Below are 17,939 nucleotides of genomic sequence, written 5' to 3'. Positions count from 1 at the left end.
CCCTTGTTTCGAACTAAAGCTTGCTGTCATCTATTGTATCAAGCCACTCTTTTATTGGTCCTACAACCTGTTTAATAATTCCGTCTGCAAAGGGATTTTTTAGATTTGCAGTCTCCACTAATTCTAAGAAAGGTTTGCTTCCCCCTTCTTTGCAAAGCTTTATATAATCTGCCCACGCACTCTCCCTGTCTTTTCTGGACTTGATCCAGAATTGGAAAGCACAAACTTGGGCTAAGGTATAATCAATATAATAGAAAGGTACTTGGAATATATGGCCTTGCCTGAACCAGTAGCCCCCCCGGTTTAGGAAGTCATTATCCGCATAATCTCTGAATGGCATATACTTCTTTTCTATTTCCCTCCACTTTGCTTTCCTTTCCCCAGGAGAAGCTTCCGGATTTTCATATACAAAATGTTGAAATTCGTCTACCGTCACCCCGTATGGGATAAAATTTACGGCTCCGCTCAGGTGGCTGAATTTGTATTTGTCTTCTTCATTCTCAAAAAACAACTTCATCCAGGGCCATGTAATAAACTCCATACTCATAGAATGAATCTCACAGGCTTCTGAAGTAGGAAAATTATATTCCGGAATCTCATAATCTCTGCTTAAGTAGGATTGAAAAGCATGACCTGCCTCGTGGGTAAGCACATCTATATCTCCGCTTGTTCCATTAAAATTAGAGAAAATAAAGGGAGATTTGTAATCGGGAATATAAGTGCAGTAGCCTCCGCTCATCTTTCCTTTTTTGCTGACCAGATCCAGCAGTTCTCTATCCGTCATATATTTAAAGAACTCGTCAGTTTCCTTTGATAATTCTTTATACATTCTTTTACCCATATCCAGTATCCATTCAGGAGCTCCCTTCGGAACAGCATTACCTGTTGTATACTCCAAAGGTTCATCATAATATTTAAGCTCATCAAGGCCGAGCCTTTTTCTCTGTCTATCCTTCAATTCAGATACAACCGGCACTAAATCTTCATAGACTTGTCTCCTGTAATTTGCTACCATCTCTGCATCGTAATCAGACCTCGACATGCGGGCATAGCCCATATCTACAAAGTTCTTATAGCCTAGCTTTTTAGCCATCTCATTTCTTACCTTAACAAGCTCATCGTATATCTCATCAAATTTGGATTCATTTTCTTCAAAGAAGGCAATATAGGCCTCGTAAGCTTTCTTTCTCATAGCCCTGTCTTTAGACTCCATAAAAGGTCCCATTTGGCTTAAATTTCTCTCTTCACCTTCAAAGCTTATACTGGCTGATGCAATAAGCTTATCATATTCAGTTACCAATTTATTTTCTCTTACTAAATCCTCCATTATCTCTTCAGAAAAAGTCTTCAGCTCCAATTCAGCCAATGTGAAAATCTGTCTGCCCCAGACCTTCGCCAGCTCTTCTTTGAATCTTGAGCCTACCAAGGCTTTATAATATTTAGATGCAATATTTTGGTACTCAGGCATGTTTTCGTCTAAAAAATCCTTTTCTCCTGCATAATATTCATCTTCGGTATCAATGGAATGTCTGATATAAACTAAATTCTCCATGGTTTCAACGCCTGAACGTATCTTATTGATCTCTCTCATTATTTCATTTTGCTCTTCAAAAGAATCTGCAGCATTAAATCTGTGCAGCAGACTTTCAAATTGTTCACTAATTTTTATCAGATCAGGCCTTATGTATTTATAATCTTGAAACTTCATCATAGAATCCCCCTTTTATTGTAATAGCATCATACTATCATATTATGAAATTATATATGTGCAGTAAAAGGAAATTTTTAAGCAATAAGCCTTAGCTTGGTAATCATTATATCAGTTTTCCTCGTAAATAATCAATTTCTAATTCACCAAACTCACCATTATTTCTATTTTTTCTTGTACCCCGTGTAACCTTGTCCAAATACTGTGCTAAGTGCTGAGGCAACTCATGCTTGCTACCGGTAAGGACAGTTAAATAAACTGCTATATCTATTAGATTTTAATAAATTTTTTATCGTTATACTGCCAGTCATAATTTCCGCTAACTGTGAATTGCATTTTCTCTGCCATAATATCAAATTGAAGCATAACAGGAAATGATATTAGTTCGAATTGTTCATTGCCAATATATTTCATTGGCATGTATGGCCAAAACAATGATGTATATATTAGCTTTGTTTCACCATCAAAGCTAATATCCCACGTGTCTTCTCCTCCTTCGAGCTGATAAGTTCCGCAATACTTTTCTATTTCTGACAATTTGTTTTCTTCCTCATAGTATTTGTACCCGGCAGTTTCTGTTATTTCACGTATATAATTATCCCAACACTCATTTGTTGTATCTATCTTTAGCTTGTCACAGGACAAAGTATCAAATATTTTTGCCATTTGCTCCTGTTCATAAGCCAAGCTAGCATAGATGCTATCATCTCCTATATATTCATGTGTTTTAAAAAAGCCGTAAGGTCCTGGAACACTTAAAATAAGCTCTCTCCACCAATCACCACGTGCCTTGAACGCTTTTTCAAAACTCTGTCTTATATCTGGTCTGTATAGAAAAACTATTAGTGGATTTAAAGGTCTTATTATTTCAAGGATCTGTTGGAAATAGTTTATTATCTGTTCTTCATTCCATGCACTATTTAAAAGATACCTGTCTAAAGAGTGTAAAAAACATCCTTCTGTAATGCAAACTTGCTTACCTTGCTCAATCTCCTCTTTAAATTTTCCCCATTTCTGCAACATTACCTGCCTATTTAATTCCATACCATCTAATGAATGTATATCATCTGCTTCAAACTCTTCATGCCTTATCGGATGTTTTTCGCATTCTTCATGAAGCCAATATATTTTATCCTGATATGCAATTTGTTTATATACACTCTTAGATGTCGTTGATTTTCCAACTGTTGAATGACCATCTACAAGGATTAATTGATGTTTCATTTTTCCCCCTCCTCCAAACCGGACTAGAACTTTTCGATTCACCCGTTTTTCCAACGCAACAGTTTACTTGCCTCCTTCGACTTTCAGCACAATAATGTGATCTTTATAGCCTCTTCTGATATTACCTAGTGATTTATGAAAAATAGCCAGGTATTTAAATACCATATTTGTATTGATTATCCAAAAGGGGTATGATAAGATTTTAATGACAGCTATTGATAGTAATAATTTAAATTTGATCTTTCATCGGTGCAGTTAACAGTATTAGCCTGGAGAATATCGATAACATTGAAGATTTAAGCGAGCAATGCAAAAATGCATTAAAAGTCATAAATAACATGGATTCCCAGTTAATACTACTTGCGGATAGCATAGTGGATAATATCAAGGATATTGATAAGGGGTTTTGGACCCAGGTTCAAGAGCAAAGAAACTTACAAAATTCCAGATTTGTTAGATTAATAAAATAACATGCTTCCTAAACTATTGATTATAATCGCTGCAACTCCACTTGCAAAAATAAATACAATAATCTTTAATATCTTTTTTTTACCTGAGTAATATATTGCTGTTGCAAATATAGCTGAAAATATTACTAAAGAAATAATACATAATAGCTGCCCGGATATTCCTATGCTTTCTGCAACTTTATACTCATCCTGATATTGCATATTCTTGCTGACTAAACTATCAACCATTGGCTGTATTCTCAAAAGTGTATTTGCATATACAAATGACAGTAAATAAGAATTTGATTTTTTTGAACTTATTAACAAAACTAAAGATATTACAGCAAGTACAAGGGTTGCAACTAGTCCACCCGAACTGTGTAGCGCTTGATGCAAATTGGTTAATTCTTCATGCATTACTCCTGTTAACACAAATCGTTGCTCTATACCTAGAATCATACCAACTAAATAATGTCCAAACTCATGAACTTGATAAGCTATTATTTGCGCACCTATCGAAATTAAAAAAAATATTAATAAATTCTCTTTGGATTTAGTTTCATAACTTAAATTTATCATACTCTTTTCCATCTCCTCTCTTGCAATAATCAGCCTTCATGTAGCCAGATTTTCCTAGTTACAGTAGACGCACCGGTTACCTAGCACACTCCGCAAAAATCTCGTAATGCAGAATTGCCGAACATGTTTCACATAATAAGAAGAGTATGCCTTAACTATAGCTCATAATTTTTTGGACAAATGATAAAGCCTATGGTCTTTAGGACAATCCTCCAATATACCGAAAATTTCATATCCATTTTTAAGATAAAAATCTTTAGCTTGAAAATCGTAGGTACTTAAATATGCAATATGGCACCCCATACTTCTCGCCTTATCTTCCACAGCACTCAACAATTGTTTCGCAATTCCTTGATTGCGAAATTCTTCTTTTACCCATAATGTATCAATAGATAGAACTTGCCACAATGCAGAGCATGCCAAAATCCCGCCAATAATCTCTCCGTTCTCATCTTTTATACATCTGTTAATGCTGATAAACGGTTTTTCCTGAGTAAGCGATATTGATTCGAGATTAAATTGCAGCAACATATTGCCTATATGCTCGGCTTCATCTTCCCTCGGAATTGTTATTTCATATCCATTATTCATTTTCCTCACTCCTCACAGAACTCAAAAAATTTGCTTTACATAATAAAATAAATGCACATTACAATTATTATAGTGAAGTCTGACAGCTGAACTATTTCTGATCCCTAAATCATTTAAAGAAATTGATTGAAACATCATGCGTCCTAACCATTACTAGCAATATACTTTACATCTTCAATTATTCCCGCTTTAGCTAGATGAGTTGGAGCACCGTCTGGAATTAATAGGGCATCTATGTCACTTAACAGTTTATGCGGAACATATTTTAAACCCTCACACTATGTTATAATATTACAATTGCCTTTATTTTTCAATATATTTGGATTCATTTTAAAAAAGAAGCACTCCGAAGAGCGCCTAAGTAAAATTTGGGGAATTATTTATGTATCTATGTTAACAATCGCATGATTTTTCAGCTATGAATCTGAATACCACTTTTTTGCTATAGCGTATTCTGAAATTTCAAAAACTTTTCACAAAAACTTGCCAAATTTTTCATCGATATTTTTCAAATAATTCTTAATTTTCAATTATAATATAAAAAGAATGCAAACAGTTATAGGAGGGGATTCCTATGACATTTAGTAAAGCTTGGCTTAAAGGTATGGAAAGCGAAATAAAAGCTATCAACAATGTTATAACTTCTACCTTGAGGGGCAGCGGGAAGCTTATGCTCATTTCCGGCGAAAATAGTCATGAAAAAAATACAATAATCAATTTTACTCAGGATGTTTTAAAATTGAAAACTGAAATATTTTCATGCTTTATCAAAGGTGAAGATTTTAGCTCATACAGTTCTGTGCTGAAACATCTCCTCAATGAATGCAATGCAAGATATCCGGATGTTTATAAAAAAATTTCTAATATGCAAAGCTTTAATCTCGGATCAGCAGCAACAAGCATTAATAAGGCAGCAAACACTATAATTCTTGATGTGCTTGAGCTCATTGCAGAAGAACATCCCTTAGTCTTGCTAATAGACGAAGTCGATTTTTACGGATCCAAATCTTTGGATTTGCTTAAGGAATATTCATATTTCATTCCATACAATAGATTTACTATCATATGTACATTAAAGAATGCCTGGGACACAGAACTTATAGCCCGATTTAAGTTTGATGACTTCACACAGCATATAGCATTAACACCGTCAGATTCTATAGAGATTACGGACAGCTATCATATTGCCTCATTATTTAATAAATTCGGATTTGCGTCAGATAATATCAATTTCATTATCAAATTATTTTTACGCTGCAATGTGCAATTGATGAATAATAATATAACTCAAATATATGGCTTAATGCAATACTTAAATGATGATGATTCCTTAAATTATTATGATGCTATGTCCTGCTATATCATACTTTTGTTGAGAAATGGTAAGAAGTGCGATGCCCTTATTCTTGCAAGGCAGCTAAACCACAAGCTTACAAAAAAGCTGAAAAAGCTGGAAAGCGATGATATAAATAAAACTAAAGCTATGAGATGCTTCATCCTCGGCAATTATTATTTTTATGCTAACAAGGGGAGGGCCGCTGTAAGCATTTTAAAAAAAGGACTGGCTTATATGGATAATGATATCTTCTGCGAATACCAAAATACTATTGGATGTGCTTATATGTCAATCGGAGATTGGGAAAATGCAGAAATGAGCTATCTGAAAGCTTATGAAGCATCAGTAAACGAGGGAACTTTTTTACCTCATTTGCATATCAATCTGATCCAGCTTTATACTTTTAAGTGCGAATTCAACAGAGCAAGCTATTACTATAAGGCATTAAAGGATGTAAAATTCCAGTTCAAAAATGATTTTACCGAAACCTTGCTAAACTTGCTGTTTATGCCTATATCTGAAGCAATAGGCTATAGAGAAAACACGAATATATCCTATGAAATGCTCGTTAATAAGCTCTTGAACAGATCCTATTGGGTGACCATACCTTTATATCATATTTCTTATTTACGCTTATACATCATCGCAGGAGATCATCTATTCAGGTGCAAGGACTATAAAAATTCGATGAAATTATATGAAAAGGCGCTTATCAATTACGATGATGAAATAAATGAGCCTTACATGAAAGATTTTATAAATATCAGAATAATGGCATGCAGAAGTATGCTTGGTTTTAAAGCCGGGAGATTTATTATGGATTTAAATTTAAACTACAAAACAAAATCCCGATTTCATAAATACATGCTATGCTCTATGTTTTTCTTTGCTTATTTCGTGTTTCTTTCATCAGGCGACAGCATTAAAGCCAGAAAATACCTTATACGCTGCATAAGATATGCTCAGTCCTCAGGTAATCTTATATATAAAAGCATGGGATATTACGAGCTATATAAGCTTTATTCCTCATTTAACTGCAAAAAAGCGAAACTGTACTACAAAAAATATCTTGAAGCGGCTTCTGCTATGGGAATATCGCCGAACAACATTCCATATACCTATATCGATGCCATAAAGCGGGATGATGAAAGGATCAGCACTATAATAGACTTTGTTAAGAATAATTATAAAAAAGACATAAGCCTCTCAATGCTTTCGGATGAGGTCCATCTCAGCGAGACTCATATATGCCACCTTATAAAAGAAAAAACAGGCTATACCTTTAAAGAGCTTCTACTGCACACCCGTATTCAAGAAGCACGAATAATGCTTACAGGAACCGTATTAAACATAGCTGATATTGCAGCCGCAGTAGGATTTTCCAGCTCCAAGTATTTTTGCGAAGTATTTAAGGAAATGTGTGGTTTTACACCTAACAACTATAGAAAAAAACACCATAATCATAATATAAAGGAATTTGTCTGATGAGTCTGTTGTGCTAACTGATAACGATTGCAGAGCTACGGAGCTAAGCGTTTGTAACCTTGCATAGGGTTGCGTCAAAAACAAGCTCTAAGTCCCTTCACAATGCACTCTTTTATCAGTCAGTACAACAGGTTATTTTAATAAAATCAAAACTTAAGCCGGTAGAAATCTACCGGCTAATTAAATGACATGCCGAATAATGGGATCTAGAAACTTCTTTTAGTTCAGGCATTTTTATTTCACAAACATCCATAGCATATTTGCATCTTTTTCTAAATTTGCAGCCGGGTAATGGATTTATAGGGCTTGGTACATCGCCTTCCAATAGTATTCTGTTTCTGCCTTTTTCAATTTTAGGATCTGGTATGGGGATAGCAGAAAGCAGCGCTTTTGTATAGGGATGTATTGGATTGGAATACAACTCGTGGCTGCTTGTCAGCTCAACAATGGTTCCCAAATACATTACCGCAATTCTATCGCTTATATGTTTTATCATGCTTAGATCATGTGCTATAAACATATAAGTCAGATTCATATCTCTTTGAAGCCTCATCAATAAATTGACTATCTGAGCCTGTATTGATACATCAAGCGCTGATATTGGCTCATCACAAACTATGAATTCCGGTTCTATGGCTAATGCACGGGCTATTCCTATCCTCTGCCTTTGTCCTCCGCTGAATTCATGAGGGAATCTGTTAGCATGTTCTATGTTCAAACCTACCTTTTCCAGCAGCTCATATATTCTGCTTTGCCTGTCTTTACCCTTATATATGTCATGTATATCTATTCCTTCTCCTATTATGTCTCCTACAGTCATACGCGGATTCAACGATGCATAAGGATCTTGAAATATCATTTGAGCTTTCTTCGCATATTTTTTCCCTTCGGCTTTATCCAAGTCATTTATATTCCTATCTTTATAAAAAACTTCTCCTTCAGTGGGTTTATATAGCTTTATTAAAGTCCGTCCTACCGTAGTTTTACCGCATCCGCTCTCACCTACTAATCCTACGGTTTCACCCTGACCGATGTCAAAGGTTACATTATCAACCGCTTTTAGTACCTGGCCTTTGCCAACATTAAAATACTTCTTCAGATTTTTAACATTAATAAGGGGTTTAGCATTATCCCACATTTTAAATTACCCCCTTTAGAATACTGCTCTCTATGCCGGAAGCATATTCATGCATAAGCCAACAAGCGGCTTTATGACCATTATTAATATCAAAGTAGCCCGGTTCACAGTGATGACATACTTTCATTGCATAATCACATCTTGCCGCAAAAGAGCATCCGTTCGGCGGCGAAAACAAATCCGGCGGAGTTCCGTCAATTGATATCAGCTGCTCCTTGTTGTGACTATCGAGTCTTGGTACCGATTTCAATAAACCCCATGTGTAGGGATGCTTAGGATTATAGTAAATATCTTCGACGCTGCCATATTCGATTATTTTTCCCGCATACATGACGATAACCCTTTCGGCTAAATCTGCAACCACTCCCAAATCGTGAGTTATAAGAATAATTGCTGTGTCCAATTTTCTCTGCAGTTCCCTCATCAGGTCAAGGATTTGTGCCTGTATGGTCACATCCAATGCAGTTGTAGGCTCATCAGCAATAAGAAGCTTGGGACCGCAGGCCAAAGCCATTGCAATCATAGCCCTCTGCCTCATGCCTCCACTATACTCATGTGGGTATTGCTTAAGTCTCATAATCGGATTAGGTATTCCGACTAATTGAAGCATCTCTGCAGATTTCAATACAGCTTCCTTCTTTGTAATTTTGCTATGCTTCATCAGCACTTCTTGTATTTGCCTTCCAACGGTCATGGTAGGGTTTAAAGAAGTCATGGGGTCTTGAAATATCATGCCCATTTCCGAACCTCTCACCGCCTGCATTTGCCTTTCGTTAAGGCTCAATATATCTATATCATTAAAAATGATGGTGCCGTTTTTTACCCTCCCCGGAGGTGAGGGTATCAGTCTCATAATGCTCTGGGCAGTAACGCTTTTTCCGCAGCCTGATTCTCCTACTATGGCTATAGCCTCTCCTTTACTGAGATCAAAGCTTACTCCCCTTACGGCCTTTACCTCTCCCGCATAGGTATCGAAGGAAACCTCTAAATCTCTTACTTCCAATAGCTTGCTCATTTTTACATCTCCTCCCTTTATTTCCTAAGCCTTGGATCTAACGCATCTCTCAGGCCGTCGCCGATAATGTTGAATGACAGCATCGCCAAGCTTATGAATAAAGCCGGAAAGAATATCTGCCATGGACATGTAGTCAATGTTCTTTGACCAGCCGATGCCAATGAACCCCAACTAGCCAAGGGTGCAGGCACTCCAAGTCCTATAAAACTTAAAAAGGCTTCTGTAAATATAGCTCCAGGAACGGCAAAGGTCAGTCTTACTATTATAGGTCCTATAGTATTAGGTATAAGATGCTTCATAATAATTCTTTTACCATCAGCACCGAGAGTTCTGGCTGCAAGGACGAACTCCTGCTCACGAAGCTGAAGAGTCTGACCTCTGACCAATCTTGCCATTCCAAGCCAGTTTGTGAGGGCTATGGCAATAATTATTGTATGAAGACCGGGACCCATAACCATAATAAGGAGAATTACTATAACCAGATTCGGTATGGTATAAAGAACATCCACTATTCTCATCATAATTTCATCGGCATATCCGCCTAAATAGCCGGCTATACCACCATATATGATGCCTATAAAGAATTCTATGACTGCCCCTGCTATACCTATAAACAACGAAATCCTGGCTCCTACCCAAATCCTTACAAATAAATCCCTGCCTAAGCTATCAGTGCCGAAAATATGTCCCCCTATGCCAGGTGCCTTATCTACCATACTGAGATCCTGATCCGAATATGAGTAAGAGTACATCATAGGGCCAAGGACAGCCATGGCCGTGAGCAGCACAAGAAAAATCAATGCCAAAAGTGCGGCTTTGTTATATTTAAGTCTTCTCCAAGCATCCTGGAAATAAGTCATGCTTGGGCGCACTAAAACCTGGCTCTGCTCAATATTCTTTCCTACAACTACAAAATCTTCCTTGATGATTTCCATATAGAACACCTCCCGCTAAGAACTGCGCTTGCTTATTCTTATCCTTGGATCTATCAATCCATATGCAATATCTACAAGCATGTTCATCAATACCAATATACTTCCAAAGAATGCAGTAATACCCGTTATCAGAGTATAATCCTGCATGTTAATACTCTGTACATAAAACTTGCCTAAACCTGGAATGGCGAATACTGTTTCAATAACAAAGGTGCCTGTTATTATCACCGCTATCCATGGACCCAAAATGGTTATAACAGGCAAGATAGCATTTCTTAACTGATGCCTCCATACTATCTCAAAAGGCGACAATCCCTTTGCTTTTGCGGTTTTTATATAGTCTTGACCTATTACGTCCAGCATACTGGAGCGCATAAATCTTGCAAGATTTGCAACTAAACCCAGAGATAGTGAAAATGTAGGCATGATTGTATGTCCAAAAGTTTTCCATTGAGCAACAGGAAGCCACCTTAGTTTAACTCCGAAAACCCATTGAAGTAATGCCGCTATTACAAAGCCAGGTATGGATACTCCGATTATAGCTACAAATATTGAGAATCTGTCCCACCCCTTATTATGATTCAAAGCCGCTATCACCCCAAGGAAGATCCCTGCAATAAGCCCCACTATAAGCGCCCTCATTCCAAGACTTGCCGAAATAGGAAATCCATTTGTGATTATTTCATTCACCGTTCTGTTTTTATATTGGAAGGACATGCCCAGCTTGCCCGTCATAAGATTTTTCATATATATGAAATATTGTTCATGCAAGGGTTTATCTAAACCGTAATATTTTCTGAGGTTTTCTTTTATTTCCGGTATGACCCTTTTTTCATTCATAAAGGGATCCCCGGGTATGGCCTGCATCATGAAGAATGTAGCGCTCACCACTATCCAAATCGTAATAAAAGCATATAACAGCTTTTTTGCAATATATTTTACCACCCTTGACACCTTCCTTATCTAAGAAGGTATATGCATAGCACATATACCTTCTTAATCAATATAAGAATCAGCTATTTGTTTTTGCCCTCTATATATGCATAAACGACGTCAACCTCTACTCCGACTCCTTTTTTATAAACGCCCTTAACATATTCTCTTATGCCATAGTCAGTGTAACCATACCATATAGGACCTATTGGCAGGTCCCTTATAAGTATATCCTCTGCCTGGTGCATCAGCTTAAACTTCTCAGCTCTGTCCGGCTCATTCTGAGCTTTCTTTATCAATTCATCATATTCCGTATTGTAATATCCCGGGTCGTTATTGCCTGACCAGGAGGTATATAGATCAAGATCAGTCATCGGATCAGGGTAATCAGGGCCCCAGCCGCCTAAGGAGATTTCAAAATCATGTTTAGACTGCCTGTCTATCCTTACAGAGGATGGAACAGGTTCAAGCTCTACTTCAAAATCTAAATTTTTCTTCCACATCTCCTGAAAAGCTTGGGCATATAACTGGTTGGTAGCAGTATCATTACACATGAATTTTAACTTAGGCAGCTTTGTCAGGCCTAATTCCTTCATGCCCTGCTCTAAACACTTCTTTGCAGTTTCTATATCATTATCCTTAAAATATTCGCCGCCAACCTCTCTAAAGGTTTTGTTTTCATCAGCATCGGGTATGATATCAGGCTGAACCAGCGCAAATGCCGGTTTCCAAGGCCTTTTAGCAACATTTTCGATAAAGCTTTTTCTATCGATTCCTAAAGTCAGAGCTTTTCTGATGTTTAGATTCTTAAGAACAGGATGGCTCAAATTAAAGTTGAAAAACCATGTAGAGCCATTGTTAAACTGCTCTACCCCGCCCTTTGTCAAGGCAGCCTTCTGATCTCCATTCAAAGCAATAGTCATATCCAACTCTTCTGCTTCATACATATTAAATTCTGTTTGATCATCTGAGATGTATGGTCCAATGATTTTCTCAAGCTTGATTTCTGATGCATTCCAATAATCCATATTTTTTACAAATGTCATTTCAGATTCATGCTTCCATGTCTCTACCTTAAAGGGTCCGCAGGTAACAAAATTCTCTGCTTCAGCATTAAACTTCGTGCCATACTTTTCGACTATATCCTTTCTCGTAGGGTAATAGGTAGCAAAGGAAACCAGATAATCAAAATATGTCACAGGTGTTTTTAGTGTTACTTCCAAGGTTTTGTCATCAATAACCTTTATTGCTACATCCTCTGCTTTTCCCTTATTGCTGTTGAATTCTTGCGCACCGACAATATCGTATAAAAAGTATGCATAATCCATGGGGTCTGCCGGATCTAAGGCTCTTAACCAGCCATATTTGAAATCCTCTGCTTTTACGGGCTGTCCATCTGTCCATTTCGCATCTCTTAAGTGGAAGGTATAAACCTTTCCATCTTCGCTGACATCCCACTTCTCGGCTAAAGCAGGCATTATCTTCCCATACTTATACCTTGTAAGGCCATCCATAACCCAGCTTAGGGTATAGAGTTCAATATTTGCTGTAACTCTCTGCCAATCTAATGTGTTTGGCTCCTGGAACAGGCTTAGCCTCAATACCTGCTCATCCTGTGCCGGCTCTGCTGCTGTCTGCCCTGTCTGTTCTGTTGCTGCGGGCTGCTGCGGAGAGCAGGCCGCAAAGAACATTGACAATACCAGCAGCACAGACAAGATTGAAAATAATCTTTTTCTACTCACAATACTTCCCCCTATAATTTTTATTGGAATATCACTTCCTATTACAAAGGTAATTCATAAAAAAGAATTTTTCCAAAGATTGAGATTCCATTTTCTTGCTAAGTCTTGCTCGCTTTGTCAACAAATTTTATTCAAAAATTTGTCACTTAATTTTAATGAAATGCAGGAATTCACCGTTCAGACCATGAATCTCCTCTCTTTGCCAGATTTTTGTATGATGTTTTTTCTTTTAATAAATAAAATCAATAAATATAAGCAACAATATTATTGGTATAGATTATATTAAATAGGGTGGTGTAAAAATGGAGATCAAGGAAGGAGTTATGGTTCCTCTTGGATATGGCAAATTTGCTCGTTCTGATAAAATAATCAGCCTTGAACCAATTGAAGACGACCGTGGTCCGGGCAGAAGGACAGTTGTACATGTTGAGGAGGTTAAGTCTCCAATAATAGCTTCTCGCACCGAGAATTCAATTCTGGCAAGCATGGTAGAAATACCGAGAAATGAATTGGAGGCCTCTGCGGCTCTAGAGCTTCTATATGACATACGGGATGATATACTGCAAATTGGTCCTATGCTTAGAAAAAGCATAAAGAAGGAGGCCGACTTTGACTTGGACAGAATCGAAAAGCGCATCAATGAAATACTTCAGCATGAGATTGAATTCGATGAAATACACTAATTCATCAAATACGTCGATGAAATAGGCCGATCTTCCAATCTTTTCTTTCTCTGAAGATGATTATACTTACAGCATAAATTTTGTGATTTATTTGATACTAGCTGCCATTAAAAGGAATGAAATGAAAAAATGAGTCTTATAGACTATGCTATAAGACCCCGCTTGTTTTCATATTTTTCATAGACTTTATTGTCCATGATATCTTTTATCTTATGTATTACGACCCATGCATCATGATAAGAAACATAAAGCGGTACAGGGGCCAATCGTATAACATTGGGGCGCCTATAATCCGGAATCACACCCATATCCTTCAAAGCAGCGTTTATCCTCACTGCATCCTCATGCTCCAGCGCGATATGACCCCCCCTTCTCTTATCTTCCCTTGGATTTCCTATAGTGAAGCCATATCGGGATAATTCATTATCTATCAGATACATCATGTAATCAGTAAGCCTTAAGGATTTCTCCCGCAGATTCTCTATCCCTGCTTCATTATACATCTTCAATGAACCCTCCAATGGTGCCATGCTCAGAATATGGGGAGTACCCATCTGCCATCCCCCTGCATTATCAGCCGATTCAAATTCATCCAACAAATCAAACATTTTATCATGCACATATCCATGCCAGCCTGCCATCCCGGGCTCCTTGTCAAAATGCCTCTTGTTTATATAAATGGCTGCCGGTCCTCCGGGCCCTGCATTCAGATATTTATAATTACACCAAACTGCAAAATCTACTCCCCATTCAGAAAGATGATGAGGCACTGCACCCGCAGAATGACAGCAATCAAATCCTATTATTATACCCCTTTTATGCGCTTCGGCAGTTAAGTATTCCATGTCCAGCAACTGCCCGCTTCTATATAGAACTGCAGGCAGAAAAACTAAAGCTACGTCATCACTCATCTTTGCAACTATGTCATTTTCATCAAAGGTTCTCCCATCTTCACTTTTCACAACCACAAGATGCTCTTTGGGGTCCAATCCCCTTAGTGAAATCTGGCTTTCAACTGCATACCTGTCAGTAGGAAAATTTAAGGAATCAACCAATATTTTGTTTTTCTTGCTATCAGGCCTGAAAAAAGTCGATATCACAGCATGGATATTTACAGTAGTAGATGAATGAATTGTAATTTCATCCGCCTCTGCCCCTACCAGAGGAGCCATAAGCTTAGCTAATTCTTTAGAAAAATAAAACCAGGGCACCTCTGCATTTGACCAACCGTTTATCCCTAGATTTTTCCACTCTTCTACAACCCTGAGCAAGCTTTTCTCCGCATCCTTTGACATAAGGCCGAGGGAATTCCCATCCATATAGATTTCATCTTCTTTCAGATAAAATCTTTGCCGAAATGCTGCTATAGGGTCTTGCTCATCCAATTTTGCGGCAAACGCCTCACTCAATTCAAATTTTTCTTTCATTCAAGTCTCCTCCACTATTATTATAATCACTATGCATTTATAATTTAATCTGTTTGCTATATATAACGCAATAAATGCATTTGTAGTTTTAAAAAGACATATGCCGTCATTCTGAGCGTATGCGAAGAATCTTAGCCAGATTCTTCACTCCACTTTGTTTCGTTCAGAATGACAGTTTTGTAAAATATTTAATGCGTTATATATAGCTGATAACAAGTTAATTTTATTTCCTAACATTATAATTATACTTATATATGTTATTAGAATAATAATAGCATGTATTTCTCAACATTGTCAATAATATATATATGGTTAGGATAGTGCATTTATCACTGTACTATGTTAAAATATGTATATCACTGAATGAATTCTCTTTCAATAACTCGGCAACAGGTCATTTATATAGAAAAGGAAGGGTCTTTAATGAACAACAAAACGGAAGATGATGAATTGGTTTTCAATAGGAATGAAGTAGCAAAAATACTTGGTGTTTCACCGGCTACAATATTGAATTGGGAAAAAAACGGCCTTTTTATCGCAAAAAGGAAGGATAATAATTACCGGGTTTATAGCCTTGATGATATTGAGGTTATGAAAAAAATCAGAGCATTGTCCATTGAAGAAAAAATGGGAGGCAAGGCAATAAAAAAATTATTGATGCCCAAGATGCAATCAGCAGATGCATCAACTGAATATTCAAAAAAGTTTTTAGGCAAAAAATGGAGGTCTTATAGAGAGAGCATGAATATAACACTTGAAGAAGTAAGCCGTCAAGTAAATATATCGCCCTCATATCTTAGCAAGCTGGAAAACAACCAGGCCAATGCTTCCTTTGATTTGCTGAACAAGCTGGCTAATTTTTATGGAGGGAGCATTTTAGATTTTTTTGAAAAAGGTGATGACGAAAAGCATATAGTGAAAAGCGGTTCGGGAGAAATGACAGAAATCGGCTTGCCGGGAGTCACCATAGAATCCCTTATATCCCAAAAAAGCCACGCTCTTGATTCTATGCTCTTTACAATCGAACCCGGCAGTAATTCCGCCGAAGCCCACAAGCATCACGGCGAAGAGTTCATCTATGTGCTATCCGGCAAATTGCGCGTAACACTAAACAATAAAGATGTATATCAGCTCACAAAAGGAGACTCTATGTACTTTAAGTCATCGGATTTACACTTCTGGGAAAACCCCGGAAGCAAGATATGCAAGCTGCTATGGGTGCATTCCCATTTTGAGTCTGGTATATGAGGTGAAGAATTATGAAAATTGACCGTTTGCTCGGAATAATAACCATGCTTTTAAACAATGACAAAGTAAAGGCTAAGGATTTGGCTGAAAAATTTGAGGTATCCATACGCACTATACACAGAGATATTGAAGATATTTGCATGGCGGGAATACCGATCGTAACCTATCAAGGAGGAGCCGGAGGAATCAGCATTGCAGAGGGGTATAAATTTGATAAGAGCGTATTGACCATAGATGAGCTTGACAATATAATTACCGGCTTAAAAGGCATTGAAAGCATATCACAGGATATCAAAATAAAATTGCTTATGGAAAAGCTTAGTCCGAAGCAAGAGGATATCATGTCTGTCAGCAATAATATATTTATTGATCTATCCTCCTTTTATAAGACAAGCCTTTCCCAAAAGATAAACCAATTAAAGGAAGCAATGAACAGCAAAAAGGAAGTAAGTTTCGACTATTATTCCAACAAGGGAGTATCTCAAAGATACATGGAACCATATTTCATAACCTTTAAATGGTCTTCATGGTATGTCTTTGGCTACTGTAAATTAAAAAAAGATTTCCGGCTTTTCAAGCTCAACAGGATGGATGATCTGAAAATAACCGATGCGACCTTTGATATGCGTGATATACCAGATGAAAGAGCACAGCTTGATAATTATTTTAGAGATACGCAAACCGTCATTATGCTCATAAACCGATCCCTTGAATATCAAATAGTTGAAAGCTATGGAGTCGGGTCTTATAAAATAACGGAGGATAACCGCATCAAATTTGATTTGCAGTATACCAATCATGATTATGCAATGCAGTTTATACTGGGCTTTGGCGACAAAGCTCAAGTTTTGGCGCCTGAACATATAATTGAAGAGCTAAAAGCTCATGCCAAAAATATTTTAGATATGTATAAATGAACATGACATGCTGTTGACATATTCACTATGGTATCCTTTATTTAACGGAAAGCAGGTATTAATGCAACCTATGCTCTCCCATGCATTATGAAAAAAGAAAGCGGGGTTTTATAATGACAAATGAATTGTTGAAAAAAGCCGAGGACTTTATAAAGAATTCAGAAACGGCTGCATTGTCTTCTATTGATGAGAACGGCTATCCCAGAACTGCTGCAATGTCCAGCATAAAAACAGAGGGAATAAAAACTGTATGGTTTTCGACGGGGACAAAATCAAACAAAACAAAGAATTTCAGAAAGAATAGCAAGGCAAGTGTATGCTATTATTCAGAAGGCAGCAATATTACTCTGATCGGTGAGATTACAATTGTCGAAGATATGGATATAAAAAAACAACTTTGGGTTGACTGGTTTATTGAACATTTTCCTCTTGGGGTAACAGATCCTAATTACTGTGTTTTAAAATTTGAAGCAAAATACATACAAGTTTGGCTTGAGAACAATTTCGAGGAATTCTTCCTTGATTGATT

General features: G+C 37.1%; 15 protein-coding genes. 5 read left to right on the top strand and 10 right to left on the bottom strand.

The genetic code is table 11. The features are described from left to right. Positions 1-13 precede the first annotated feature (13 nt). The 4 genes from AC4HCY_RS10765 to AC4HCY_RS10750 all read right to left on the bottom strand — a co-directional run bounded on the left by AC4HCY_RS10765 (position 14) and on the right by AC4HCY_RS10750 (position 4,551). A complete protein-coding gene (locus tag AC4HCY_RS10765; RefSeq protein WP_491096109.1) occupies positions 14-1,708 on the bottom strand; it encodes a M3 family oligoendopeptidase in 1,695 nt (564 codons plus the stop codon). A 270-nt stretch (positions 1,709-1,978) separates the two neighbouring features. Next, positions 1,979-2,932, bottom strand: a complete 954-nt coding sequence (locus tag AC4HCY_RS10760) for a P-loop NTPase family protein (protein ID WP_491094254.1) — start codon at positions 2,930-2,932, stop codon at positions 1,979-1,981. A 458-nt stretch (positions 2,933-3,390) separates the two neighbouring features. Then, a complete protein-coding gene (locus AC4HCY_RS10755) occupies positions 3,391-3,960 on the bottom strand; it encodes a hypothetical protein (protein WP_491094253.1) in 570 nt (189 codons plus the stop codon). Positions 3,961-4,122: 162 nt separating this feature from the next. Beyond that, positions 4,123-4,551, bottom strand: coding sequence for a GNAT family N-acetyltransferase (locus tag AC4HCY_RS10750; RefSeq protein ID WP_491094252.1), 429 nt, complete (start codon positions 4,549-4,551; stop codon positions 4,123-4,125). Between the two features lie 574 nt (positions 4,552-5,125). Between AC4HCY_RS10750 and AC4HCY_RS10745 the strand changes: the two genes are divergently transcribed. After that, positions 5,126-7,372 (top strand): helix-turn-helix domain-containing protein, encoded by a 2,247-nt coding sequence (locus tag AC4HCY_RS10745; RefSeq protein WP_491094251.1) that lies wholly within the window; start codon positions 5,126-5,128, stop codon positions 7,370-7,372. Positions 7,373-7,541: 169 nt separating this feature from the next. Here the strand turns inward: AC4HCY_RS10745 and AC4HCY_RS10740 are convergent, their stop codons facing one another. The 5 genes from AC4HCY_RS10740 to AC4HCY_RS10720 all read right to left on the bottom strand — a co-directional run bounded on the left by AC4HCY_RS10740 (position 7,542) and on the right by AC4HCY_RS10720 (position 13,135). Then, positions 7,542-8,510, bottom strand: coding sequence for an ABC transporter ATP-binding protein (locus AC4HCY_RS10740; protein ID WP_323432114.1), 969 nt, complete (start codon positions 8,508-8,510; stop codon positions 7,542-7,544). Between the two features lies 1 nt (position 8,511). Beyond that, positions 8,512-9,525, bottom strand: coding sequence for an ABC transporter ATP-binding protein (locus AC4HCY_RS10735; protein WP_323432113.1), 1,014 nt, complete (start codon positions 9,523-9,525; stop codon positions 8,512-8,514). Between the two features lie 17 nt (positions 9,526-9,542). Beyond that, positions 9,543-10,460, bottom strand: coding sequence for an ABC transporter permease (locus AC4HCY_RS10730; RefSeq protein ID WP_323432112.1), 918 nt, complete (start codon positions 10,458-10,460; stop codon positions 9,543-9,545). 15 nt (positions 10,461-10,475) lie between these two features. Beyond that, positions 10,476-11,405 (bottom strand): ABC transporter permease, encoded by a 930-nt coding sequence (locus AC4HCY_RS10725; protein ID WP_323432111.1) that lies wholly within the window; start codon positions 11,403-11,405, stop codon positions 10,476-10,478. Between the two features lie 71 nt (positions 11,406-11,476). Continuing rightward, complete coding sequence (locus tag AC4HCY_RS10720) at positions 11,477-13,135, bottom strand: peptide ABC transporter substrate-binding protein (RefSeq protein WP_323432110.1); 1,659 nt, start codon at positions 13,133-13,135, stop codon at positions 11,477-11,479. A 302-nt stretch (positions 13,136-13,437) separates the two neighbouring features. Between AC4HCY_RS10720 and AC4HCY_RS10715 the strand changes: the two genes are divergently transcribed. Continuing rightward, positions 13,438-13,818, top strand: a complete 381-nt coding sequence (locus tag AC4HCY_RS10715) for a hypothetical protein (protein WP_491094250.1) — start codon at positions 13,438-13,440, stop codon at positions 13,816-13,818. 143 nt (positions 13,819-13,961) lie between these two features. On the opposite strand, the gene kynU is transcribed toward AC4HCY_RS10715, so the two are convergent. After that, positions 13,962-15,245: a kynureninase gene (kynU, locus tag AC4HCY_RS10710; RefSeq protein ID WP_491094249.1), complete on the bottom strand. Its 1,284-nt coding sequence runs from the start codon at positions 15,243-15,245 to the stop codon at positions 13,962-13,964. A 423-nt stretch (positions 15,246-15,668) separates the two neighbouring features. Between kynU and AC4HCY_RS10705 the strand changes: the two genes are divergently transcribed. From AC4HCY_RS10705 to AC4HCY_RS10695, 3 genes are all read left to right on the top strand, one after another. After that, entirely contained in the window at positions 15,669-16,493 is an 825-nt protein-coding gene (locus tag AC4HCY_RS10705; protein ID WP_491094248.1) for a cupin domain-containing protein, read from the top strand. An 11-nt stretch (positions 16,494-16,504) separates the two neighbouring features. Beyond that, entirely contained in the window at positions 16,505-17,410 is a 906-nt protein-coding gene (locus tag AC4HCY_RS10700) for a helix-turn-helix transcriptional regulator (protein ID WP_491094247.1), read from the top strand. Between the two features lie 113 nt (positions 17,411-17,523). After that, positions 17,524-17,937: a pyridoxamine 5'-phosphate oxidase family protein gene (locus AC4HCY_RS10695; protein WP_491094246.1), complete on the top strand. Its 414-nt coding sequence runs from the start codon at positions 17,524-17,526 to the stop codon at positions 17,935-17,937. Positions 17,938-17,939 lie beyond the last annotated feature (2 nt).

It is taken from the genome of Lutispora sp. QWL-02 (genome assembly GCF_058315355.1).
The sequence above is the reverse complement of the archived record's forward strand: the minus strand, read 5'-3'. Positions and strand labels throughout refer to the sequence as shown.